Raw genomic sequence first — 10,506 nt, forward strand, 5'->3', positions numbered from 1 at the left:
ACCTGGTGGACGACAAGATCCACGCGCGTTCGATCGGTCCGTACTCGCTCGTCACCCAGCAGCCGCTGGGCGGCAAGGCGCAGTTCGGCGGCCAGCGCTTCGGCGAAATGGAGGTCTGGGCGCTCGAAGCCTACGGCGCCGCCTACACGCTTCAGGAAATGCTGACGGTGAAGTCGGACGATGTCGCCGGCCGGACCAAGGTCTACGAAGCGATCGTGCGCGGCGACGACACGTTCGAGGCGGGCATTCCGGAGAGCTTCAACGTTCTCGTCAAGGAAATGCGCTCGCTCGGCCTCAATGTGGAGCTGGAGAACACCCAGGTCGAGGAGACCCCGACGCGTCTGCCCGACGCAGCCGAGTAAAGCCTATGGCGCGCCGCTCCGAGATGCGGCGCGCCCTTTAAATTTTCGGTCGGGCAACCGGCCAGTCTGCGGACATTTCGTCCGCGATCGATTGAAGGGGTTATCGAGGACCCCGAAAAGGAGAACGGCATGAACCAAGAGGTCATGAATCTCTTCAACCCGCAGGCGCCTGCGCAGGTGTTCGATTCCATCCGGATCTCGCTTGCCAGCCCAGAGAAGATTCTGTCCTGGTCGTTCGGCGAGATCAAGAAGCCGGAGACCATCAACTACCGCACCTTCAAGCCGGAGCGTGACGGCCTGTTCTGCGCGCGCATTTTTGGTCCGATCAAGGACTATGAGTGCCTGTGCGGCAAGTACAAGCGCATGAAGTACAAGGGCGTCATCTGCGAAAAGTGCGGCGTCGAAGTCACGCTGTCGCGCGTTCGCCGCGAGCGCATGGGCCATATCGAGCTCGCCGCGCCCGTCGCCCATATCTGGTTCCTGAAGTCGCTGCCTTCGCGCATCGGCACCCTGCTCGACATGACCCTCAAGGACATCGAGCGTGTGCTCTACTTCGAGAACTACATCGTCACCGAGCCGGGCCTCACCGCGCTGAAGGAGAACCAGCTCCTCAGCGAGGAAGAGTACATGCTTGCCGTCGACGAGTATGGCGAGGATTCTTTCACCGCAATGATCGGCGCCGAGGCCATCCATGACCTCTTGGCCGGCATGGACCTGGAGAAGATCGCCGGCGACCTGCGTTCGGAGCTGGCTTCGACCACCTCCGAGTTGAAGCAGAAGAAGTATCTGAAGCGGCTCAAGGTCGTGGAAAACTTCATGGAGTCCGGCAACCGTCCGGAATGGATGATCATGAAGGTGGTTCCGGTGATCCCGCCGGACCTGCGCCCGCTGGTTCCCCTGGACGGCGGCCGCTTTGCCACGTCCGACCTCAATGACCTCTATCGCCGCGTCATCAACCGCAACAACCGCCTGAAGCGACTGATCGAGCTGCGCGCGCCCGGCATCATCGTGCGCAACGAGAAGCGCATGCTGCAGGAAGCCGTCGATGCACTGTTCGACAACGGCCGTCGCGGCCGCGTCATCACCGGCGCCAACAAGCGTCCGCTGAAGTCGCTGTCCGACATGCTCAAGGGCAAGCAGGGCCGGTTCCGTCAGAACCTGCTCGGCAAGCGCGTCGACTATTCCGGCCGTTCGGTCATCGTGACCGGTCCGGAGCTGAAGCTGCATCAGTGCGGCCTGCCGAAGAAGATGGCGCTGGAGCTCTTCAAGCCCTTCATCTACGCCCGCCTCGACGCCAAGGGTTTCTCCTCGACCGTCAAGCAGGCGAAGAAGCTGGTCGAGAAGGAGCGTCCGGAGGTTTGGGATATCCTCGACGAGGTCATCCGCGAGCATCCGGTGCTTCTGAACCGTGCGCCGACGCTGCACCGCCTCGGCATCCAGGCGTTCGAGCCGACCCTGATCGAAGGCAAGGCGATCCAGCTGCATCCGCTGGTCTGCACCGCCTTCAACGCCGACTTCGACGGTGACCAGATGGCGGTCCACGTGCCGCTGTCCTTGGAAGCGCAGCTCGAAGCCCGCGTGCTGATGATGTCGACCAACAACATCCTGCACCCGGCCTCCGGCGCGCCGATCATCGTGCCGTCGCAGGACATGGTTCTCGGTCTCTACTATCTCTCGATAGTCAACCAGAACGAGCCGGGCGAAGGCATGGTGTTTGCCGACATGGGCGAGCTCCAGCATGCGCTGGAGACCAAGGCCGTGACGCTGCACGCCAAGATCAAGGGCCGCTTCCGCACGGTCGACGCAGAAGGCAACGTCGTGTCGAAGATCTACGACACCACGCCCGGCCGCATGATCATCGGCGAGCTTCTGCCGAAGAACGTCAACGTGCCGTATGAGACCGCCAACCAGGAGATGACCAAGAAGAACATCTCCAAGATGATCGACACCGTCTACCGCCACTGCGGTCAGAAAGAGACGGTCATCTTCTGCGACCGCATCATGGCGCTTGGCTTTGCCCATGCCTGCCGTGCCGGCATTTCGTTCGGCAAGGACGACATGCTGATCCCGGATACCAAGCTGAAGCTGGTCTCCGAGACCGAGGCTTTGGCCAAGGAATACGAGCAGCAGTACAATGACGGCCTGATCACGCAGGGCGAGAAGTACAACAAGGTCGTCGACGCCTGGGCCAAGTGCTCGGAAAAGGTCGCCGACGAGATGATGGCGCGCATCAAGGCGGTGGAGTTCGAGGACAATGGCCGTCAGAAGCCGATGAACTCGATCTACATGATGTCGCATTCGGGCGCGCGTGGTTCGCCCACCCAGATGCGTCAGCTCGCCGGCATGCGCGGCCTGATGGCGAAGCCCTCGGGTGAAATCATCGAGACGCCGATCATCTCGAACTTCAAGGAAGGCCTCACCGTGCTCGAGTACTTCAACTCGACCCACGGCGCCCGCAAGGGTCTGGCCGACACCGCCTTGAAGACGGCGAACTCGGGCTACCTCACCCGCCGTCTCGTCGACGTGGCGCAGGACTGCATCGTCAACTCGGTTGATTGCGGCACCGACAAGGGCCTCACCATGCAGCCGATCGTCGATGCCGGCCAGATCGTCGCTTCGGTCGGCCAGCGCGTGCTGGGCCGCACGGCGCTCGACGACATCAACCATCCGGTCACCGGCGATCTGCTGGTCAAGGCCGGCAAGCTGATGGACGAGCGCGATGTGGAGCAGATCGAAAAGGCCGGCGTGCAGTCGGTCCGCATCCGTTCGGCGCTGACCTGCGAGGTCAGGACCGGCGTGTGCGCCGTGTGCTACGGTCGCGACCTGGCCCGCGGCACGCCCGTCAACCAGGGCGAGGCCGTCGGCGTCATTGCGGCGCAGTCGATCGGCGAGCCGGGCACCCAGCTCACCATGCGTACCTTCCACATGGGTGGCACGGCGCAGGTGGTGGACTCCTCGTTCCTTGAAGCCTCCTATGAGGGCAAGGTGCAGATCCGCAACCGCAACGTGGTGCGCAACTCGGAAGGCCAGCAGATGGTCATGGGCCGCAACATGGCGGTGCTCATCCTCGATGAGACCGGCAAGGAGCGCGCCACGCACCGCGTCGCCTACGGTTCGCGTATCTTCGTGGACGATGGCGACAAGGTGAAGCGCGGCCAGCGTATCGCCGAGTGGGATCCCTATACCCGCCCGATCCTCACCGAAATCGAGGGTCGCGTGGCGTTCGAGGACCTCGTCGACGGCATCTCCGTTCAGGAAACGGCCGACGAGTCGACCGGCATCACCAAGCGTGAGGTCATCGACTGGCGTTCGACGCCGCGCGGCAGCGACCTGAAGCCGGCGATCGCCATCCAGGACGCCAAGGGCAAGGTCGGCAAGCTGTCGAAGGGCGGCGATGCGCGCTTCCTGCTCTCGGTCGAGGCCATCCTCTCGGTCGAGCCGGGCGCCCATGTGAAGCCTGGCGACGTGCTGGCGCGTATCCCGATGGAAAGCGCCAAGACCAAGGACATCACCGGTGGTCTGCCGCGTGTTGCGGAACTGTTCGAGGCTCGCCGTCCGAAGGATCACGCCATCATCGCCGAGATCGATGGCACGATCCGCTTCGGCCGCGACTACAAGAACAAGCGCCGCATCATCATCGAGCCGCACGACTCGACGCTGGAGCCGGTGGAGTACCTGATCCCGAAGGGCAAGCCGTTCCATCTCCAGGACGGCGACGTCATCGAGAAGGGCGACTACATCCTCGACGGCAACCCGGCGCCGCACGACATCCTGGCGATCAAGGGCGTGGAGGCGCTTGCCTCCTACCTCGTCAACGAGATCCAGGAGGTCTACCGCCTGCAGGGCGTGTCGATCAACGACAAGCACATCGAGGTGATCGTTCGCCAGATGCTGCAGAAGGTCGAGATCACCACGCAGGGCGACTCGACCTACATCCCGGGCGACCACGTCGACGTGATCGAGCTGGAAGAGGTCAACGAGCGCCTGATCGAGGACGGCAAGAAGCCGGCCGAAGGTCAGCCGGTGCTGCTCGGCATCACCAAGGCCTCGCTGCAGACGCCGTCCTTCATCTCGGCCGCCTCCTTCCAGGAGACGACCAGGGTGCTGACCGAGGCTGCGGTTGCCGGCAAGACCGACATGCTGCAGGGCCTGAAGGAAAACGTCATCGTCGGCCGTCTGATCCCGGCCGGCACCGGCGGCACGATGAGCCAGATCAGGCGCATCGCCACCTCGCGCGACGAGCTCATCATCGACGAGCGCCGCAAGGCCTCCGGTGTCGAGGTCGCCGACCCGATGCTGACCGACATGGTCAACGCCGCGCAGTAAGCGGCATGATGTGAGAAACTGAAGAGAAGGGGCCCACGCGGGCCCCTTTTTGCATTCAGAGCATGATCCCGAACCGAAGGTCAGCGCAGCAAAAAGTGGGTACGGTTTTCGGGAAAGATCATGCTCCACAAAGAAACCGGATCGGAATGGTGGATCTAAGAGCGTCATCCCGATCTGACTTCACGAACGAGGAAGAGCTATGAGCAGCAAGACCTGGGCAGCAGTCGACGACTATATCGTTTCCTCGCTTTTCGAAGCGGACCCCGTGCTGGACGCGGTGCTTAGGGCCAACCGCGACCAGGGCCTTCCGGCCATCGACGTGTCGCCCGCGCAAGGCAAATTGCTGTCGCTGCTGGTGCGCATCCGCGGCGCGAAGACCGTGCTGGAGGTCGGCACGCTCGGCGGCTACTCGACCATCTGGATGGCGAGGGGACTGCCGGCGGACGGCAAGGTGGTGACGCTGGAGCTCGATCCGCACCACGCCAGGGTCGCGCGCTCGAATTTCGAGCGGGCAGGGGTTTCCGGCAAGGTCGACCTGCGGATCGGCTCGGCGCTACAGTCGCTCGCCGCGCTGGTTGACGAAAATGCCGGCCCATTCGACCTGATCTTCATCGACGCCGACAAGCCCAACAACCCGAATTATCTCGACTGGGCGATGAAGCTGTCGCGCTCGGGCACGGTCATCGTCTGCGACAACGTGATCCGCGACGGCGCGGTCGTGAAAAAGAACAGCGGCGACGTCAATGTCGAAGGCGCCCGCGCCGCGTTCTCGTTCATCGGCGGCGAGAAGCGGCTGGACGGCACCGCCATCCAGACGGTTGGCGCCAAGGGCTATGACGGCTTTGCCATCGCGATCGTAGAATAGGGATATCGCTCGCCTCGGCGCTTTGCCGCTGACTCAGTCGAAGAACGCCTCGACCACATTGCGCTTGCCGAGCATGAAGGCGTCGGCCACGTGCTGCAGCGGCGCGAGGTCGACATCGGAAGTGCCTGCGCGAATGATCTCGGCGAAACGCTTGTAAAGCATCGGATATTCCGCCTCCGGCTCGTCGTGAATGACTTTGCCGTCGACGGCGAGCTTCGCGCCGCCGCCCGACAGCAGCATCTTGCCCTTGTCGGTCTCGGCCACGATGTCCCAGCTCTGCGGGCCGGTCTGCAACCAGTCGAGTTCCATCGTCACCGGCAGGCCGTTCGAGGTGCGGAAGGCGACATGCGCCGCGACCGGAGCTGCGCGGTTCTCCGGAAAATCGAGCTCGGCCGAGGTGATGAACATCGGCGGCAGGATGTGGGTGGCGATCGACAGGGCGTTGATGCCCGGATCGAACACGCCAAAACCGCCTGGTTGCCAGATCCATTCCTGGTTCGGATGCCAGCGGCGCACGTCTTCCTTCCAGTTGATGGCGGCCGAGGTCAGCCTGGCCGAACCGAGGAAGGCGCGCGCGGCCTCTACCGCCGGCGCGTAGCGCGAATGCCAGCTGGCAAAGAGCGAGACGCCGTTCTTGTCGGCCAGCGCCTTGAGATGCTCGACCTCGCTCACCGTCGCGCCCGGCGGCTTTTCGAGGAACACATGCTTCTTCGCCTCCAGCGCGGTGCGCGCTGCGTCGTAGCGGAACTGCGGCGGCATGCAGAGCGAGACCGCGTCGAGACCGGGCTCGGCCGCAAGCATCGCCTCGATCGTCGGGTAGTTCGCAATGCCGTCGACCTTGCCATGGCGGCTGGCCGCGGCGGCAAGCTGGTAATTGCCGTCCTTGGCGACCGCGGGAAGATGCTGGTCACGGACGATCTTGCCCACGCCGACGATGCCGAGCTTGATGGGATTGCTGGTCATGGGAACTCCGGAAGGAAAGAATGGCTGTCTGATAGAGAAGTGTTGCGGAACAGAGCGGGAAGGGACGTCGCGCCCGGCAGCGAGATCAGAACGGCTCGTCAAAGGTGACGATCGAGACTTCGCCTTCCAGCGCGCCCTGATAGGCCGACAGATGCGGCTCCTCGTCGGGCTCGCCCTCCATGTCGCCGATCTGGTCGAGCTCGGCCTCTGCGAATCCCTCGGCGGCGAGCGATTCGAGCGCGCGCCGCACGGCAGAATCATCATCCGGCGCCACCAGCATCACATGCACGCCCTCCGGCTTGCCGCCTTTCTTGCGCCAGACTCGTCCGGTGATGATGGTGACCGGCCGTTCTTCATTGTCGTTCACGGGCTGATTCCTCGTTTTCCGGCGCAAAGTCCGGTTGAAGCCGCCTTTTGGCACGAAGCCAGTGCGGAAGACAGCCGCAAGCCGGTCACTTTCTTCCTCGCTCTTGAAAAAAGGCGCAACAAAATTACATGCGTTTTGCGCATGGCTGCCAAGCCTCGAATTGACCGCAATATTTGCCGTTGCGGGGTTGACGGGCAATGGCCTTACGAGTAGAAGCCGCGACGTCAGAACCGATGTGAGACCAGCCTTTCCGAGGCGACACGCTTTGGAGTTTGTCTCAAACAGGGTTCGTTTTACGAGCGAAAAGACATTTCCGGCGAGCATGAAGCGGCTTCCGCTTCCTCTGCAATTTGTTCGGGCAGGACCGCGAGACGCGGTGTGTTGCCCGAATTCGCGTATGGAGATGACGCTTTGAGCGGCCCTGACAGGGCAGACACGGAATTGAGAGACAAGAGGGTTTAATGCCTACCGTCAACCAGCTGATCCGCAAGCCGCGCCTGGCGCCGGTGAAGCGAAACAAGGTCCCGGCCATGCAGCAGAACCCGCAGAAGCGGGGCGTCTGCACGCGCGTCTACACCACGACGCCGAAGAAGCCGAACTCGGCGCTGCGCAAGGTGGCCAAGATTCGCCTGACCAACGGTTTTGAAGTGATCGGCTACATCCCCGGCGAAGGCCACAACCTTCAGGAACACTCGGTGGTCATGATCCGCGGCGGTCGCGTCAAGGATCTGCCGGGCGTCCGCTACCACATCATCCGCGGCGTGCTCGACACGCAGGGTGTGAAGAACCGCAAGCAGCGTCGTTCGAAATACGGCGCCAAGCGTCCGAAGTAAGGGTTTCCCATGTCCCGTCGTCACAGTGCAGAAAAGCGTGAGATCAATCCGGATCCCAAGTTCGGCGATCTGATCGTCACCAAGTTCATGAACGCCGTCATGTATGACGGCAAGAAGTCGGTTGCCGAGACCATCGTCTATGGCGCTCTGGACCAGGTCCAGGCGAAGACCAAGCAGGAGCCGGTCACCGTCTTCCATCAGGCGCTCGACAATGTCGCGCCGCATGTGGAAGTGCGCTCGCGTCGCGTCGGCGGCGCCACCTACCAGGTTCCGGTCGACGTGCGCCCCGAGCGCCGCCAGGCGCTGGCCATTCGCTGGCTAATCGCCGCGGCCCGCAACCGCAACGAGACCACCATGGTCGACCGCCTCTCGGGCGAGCTGATGGATGCGGCCAACAACCGCGGCACCGCCGTCAAGAAGCGTGAAGACACCCACAAGATGGCGGAAGCCAACCGCGCCTTCGCGCATTACCGCTGGTAACGCGAAAGAGACTGAGAGGCACCTCCCATGGCCCGCGAATACAAGATCGAAGACTACCGCAATTTCGGTATCATGGCGCATATCGACGCCGGCAAGACGACGACGACCGAGCGCGTCCTGTACTACACGGGCAAGTCGCACAAGATCGGCGAAGTCCATGACGGCGCTGCCACCATGGACTGGATGGAGCAGGAGCAGGAGCGCGGCATCACCATCACGTCGGCCGCGACCACGACCTTCTGGAAGGGTCGTGACGGCAAGATGCGCCGCTTCAACATCATCGACACCCCCGGACACGTCGACTTCACCATCGAGGTCGAGCGTTCGCTGCGCGTGCTCGACGGCGCCATCGCGCTGCTCGATGCCAACGCCGGCGTGGAGCCGCAGACAGAGACCGTATGGCGCCAGGCCGACAAGTACCACGTGCCGCGCATGATCTTCTGCAACAAGATGGACAAGATCGGCGCCGACTTCTACCGCTCGGTGGAAATGATTGGTTCGCGCCTCGGCGCTCAGGCCGTCGTCATGCAGCTGCCGATCGGCGCCGAGACCGAGTTCAAGGGCGTCGTCGACCTGGTCGAGATGAACGCGCTCGTCTGGCGCGATGAGACCCTGGGCGCTGCCTGGGACGTCGTCGAGATCCCGGCCGACCTCAAGGAGAAGGCAGCTCAGTACCGCGAGAAGATGATCGAAGCCGCGGTCGAGATGGACGAGACCGCGCTCGAGAATTACCTCGAAGGCAACATGCCGTCGAACGACGAGATCCGTGCGCTGATCCGTAAGGGCACCATTGCGGTCAAGTTCTTCCCGATGTTCTGCGGCTCGGCCTTCAAGAACAAGGGCGTGCAGCCGCTGCTCGACGCTGTCGTCGAATACCTGCCGTCGCCGATCGACGTGCCGGCCATCAAGGGCGTCGACGCCAAGACCGACGCCGAGATCGAACGTCACGCCGACGACAACGAGCCGCTGTCGATGCTGGCGTTCAAGATCATGAACGACCCGTTCGTCGGTTCGCTGACCTTTGCCCGCATCTATTCGGGCAAGCTCACCAAGGGCACCTCGCTCGACAACACGGTGAAGGGCAAGAAGGAGCGCATCGGCCGCATGCTGCAGATGCATGCGAACTCGCGCGCCGACATCGAGGAAGCCTATGCCGGCGACATCGTTGCGCTGGCCGGCCTCAAGGACACGACCACGGGCGACACGCTCTGCGATCCGCTGCACCCGGTCATCCTCGAGCGCATGGAATTCCCCGATCCGGTCATCCAGATCGCCATCGAGCCGAAGACCAAGAACGACCAGGAAAAGATGGGTCTCGCGCTGCATCGCCTGGCGGCCGAGGATCCGTCCTTCCGCGTCAAGACCGACGAGGAATCGGGCCAGACCATCATCGCCGGCATGGGCGAGCTGCATCTCGACATCATCGTCGACCGCATGCGCCGCGAGTTCAAGGTGGAAGCCAATGTCGGCGCGCCGCAGGTGGCTTATCGCGAGACGATCACCCGCACCCACGAGCAGGACTACACGCACAAGAAGCAGACCGGCGGTACCGGCCAGTTCGCCCGCGTCAAGATCCTGTTCGAGCCGAACACCGAGAGCGAAGAGTTCGTGTTCGAGTCCAAGATCGTCGGCGGTGCGGTTCCGAAGGAATACATCCCGGGCGTCGAGAAGGGTATCAACAGCGTCATGGGTTCCGGCCCGTTTGCCGGCTTCCCGATGATCGGCGTCAAGGCGACCCTCATCGACGGCGCCTTCCACGACGTCGACTCCTCGGTGCTGGCGTTCGAAATCGCCTCCCGCGCCTGCTTCAAGGAGGCCGCTCCGCGCCTCGGCGTGCAGTTGCTCGAGCCGATCATGAAGGTCGAGGTCGTGACGCCCGAAGATTATGTCGGCGGCGTCATCGGCGACCTCAACGGCCGTCGTGGCCAGATCCAGGGTCAGGAAGCGCGTGGCGTTGCCGTCGTCATCAACGCGATGGTGCCGCTGGCGAACATGTTCAAGTACGTCGACAATCTGCGTTCGATGTCGCAGGGCCGCGCCCAGTACACGATGCAGTTCGACCACTACGAGCCGGTTCCGACCGCGGTCGCCCAGGAAGTTCAGAAGAAATACGCGTAACTCGAGCGGGTTGCACGAGACCTTAATTCAAGGCCCGCACGGGCAGGCAGGAATGGAGAGATCACATGGCAAAAGGTAAATTCGAGCGCACCAAGCCGCATGTGAACATTGGCACGATCGGCCACGTCGATCATGGCAAGACGTCGCTGACGGCGGCGATCACGAAGTATTTTGGCGAATACAAGCGCTATG

9 protein-coding genes are annotated in these 10,506 nt (G+C 62.9%); 7 read left to right on the top strand and 2 right to left on the bottom strand.

Going from position 1 to position 10,506, the window contains the following annotated elements; all coding sequences use genetic code 11:
• From EOA23_RS26685 to EOA23_RS26695, 3 genes are all read left to right on the top strand, one after another.
• Positions 1-362, top strand: a 362-nt coding sequence (locus tag EOA23_RS26685) for a hypothetical protein (protein WP_145966488.1), incomplete at its 5' end; no start/stop codon positions are given.
• 129 nt (positions 363-491) lie between these two features.
• Positions 492-4,688: a DNA-directed RNA polymerase subunit beta' gene (rpoC, locus tag EOA23_RS26690; protein ID WP_126061034.1), complete on the top strand. Its 4,197-nt coding sequence runs from the start codon at positions 492-494 to the stop codon at positions 4,686-4,688.
• A gap of 199 nt (positions 4,689-4,887) precedes the next feature.
• Positions 4,888-5,553 (top strand): O-methyltransferase, encoded by a 666-nt coding sequence (locus EOA23_RS26695; RefSeq protein WP_127306348.1) that lies wholly within the window; start codon positions 4,888-4,890, stop codon positions 5,551-5,553.
• A gap of 33 nt (positions 5,554-5,586) precedes the next feature.
• On the opposite strand, the gene EOA23_RS26700 is transcribed toward EOA23_RS26695, so the two are convergent.
• Together EOA23_RS26700 and EOA23_RS26705 are read right to left on the bottom strand one after the other, a co-directional pair.
• Positions 5,587-6,516: a Gfo/Idh/MocA family oxidoreductase gene (locus EOA23_RS26700; protein WP_127306349.1), complete on the bottom strand. Its 930-nt coding sequence runs from the start codon at positions 6,514-6,516 to the stop codon at positions 5,587-5,589.
• Between the two features lie 85 nt (positions 6,517-6,601).
• Complete coding sequence (locus EOA23_RS26705; RefSeq protein ID WP_040983044.1) at positions 6,602-6,883, bottom strand: hypothetical protein; 282 nt, start codon at positions 6,881-6,883, stop codon at positions 6,602-6,604.
• A 461-nt stretch (positions 6,884-7,344) separates the two neighbouring features.
• Between EOA23_RS26705 and rpsL the strand changes: the two genes are divergently transcribed.
• From rpsL to EOA23_RS26725, 4 genes are all read left to right on the top strand, one after another.
• On the top strand, positions 7,345-7,716 hold the full coding sequence (rpsL, locus tag EOA23_RS26710; RefSeq protein ID WP_006202128.1) for a 30S ribosomal protein S12: 372 nt from the start codon (positions 7,345-7,347) through the stop codon (positions 7,714-7,716).
• A 9-nt stretch (positions 7,717-7,725) separates the two neighbouring features.
• The gene (gene rpsG / locus EOA23_RS26715; RefSeq protein WP_027170372.1) at positions 7,726-8,196 is read left to right on the top strand and encodes a 30S ribosomal protein S7; all 471 of its coding nucleotides are present in this window, start codon (positions 7,726-7,728) and stop codon (positions 8,194-8,196) included.
• 27 nt (positions 8,197-8,223) lie between these two features.
• Positions 8,224-10,314: an elongation factor G gene (gene fusA, locus EOA23_RS26720; RefSeq protein ID WP_042642166.1), complete on the top strand. Its 2,091-nt coding sequence runs from the start codon at positions 8,224-8,226 to the stop codon at positions 10,312-10,314.
• Between the two features lie 65 nt (positions 10,315-10,379).
• Positions 10,380-10,506, top strand: a 127-nt coding sequence (locus tag EOA23_RS26725; RefSeq protein WP_244571411.1) for a GTP-binding protein, incomplete at its 3' end; no start/stop codon positions are given.

Origin of the sequence: Mesorhizobium sp. M2A.F.Ca.ET.042.01.1.1, from assembly GCF_003997405.1 — a bacterium.
Classification (GTDB): domain Bacteria; phylum Pseudomonadota; class Alphaproteobacteria; order Rhizobiales; family Rhizobiaceae; genus Mesorhizobium.

What these genes read in the sequence shown, in the direction of transcription:
- rpoC (WP_126061034.1), top strand. Translation starts at nt 492, where the DNA reads ATGAACCAAGAGGTCATGAATCTCTTCAACCCGCAGGCGCCTGCGCAG.
- EOA23_RS26695 (WP_127306348.1), top strand. Translation starts at nt 4,888, where the DNA reads ATGAGCAGCAAGACCTGGGCAGCAGTCGACGACTATATCGTTTCCTCG.
- EOA23_RS26700 (WP_127306349.1), bottom strand. Translation starts at nt 6,516, where the DNA reads ATGACCAGCAATCCCATCAAGCTCGGCATCGTCGGCGTGGGCAAGATC.
- rpsL (WP_006202128.1), top strand. Translation starts at nt 7,345, where the DNA reads ATGCCTACCGTCAACCAGCTGATCCGCAAGCCGCGCCTGGCGCCGGTG.
- rpsG (WP_027170372.1), top strand. Translation starts at nt 7,726, where the DNA reads ATGTCCCGTCGTCACAGTGCAGAAAAGCGTGAGATCAATCCGGATCCC.
- fusA (WP_042642166.1), top strand. Translation starts at nt 8,224, where the DNA reads ATGGCCCGCGAATACAAGATCGAAGACTACCGCAATTTCGGTATCATG.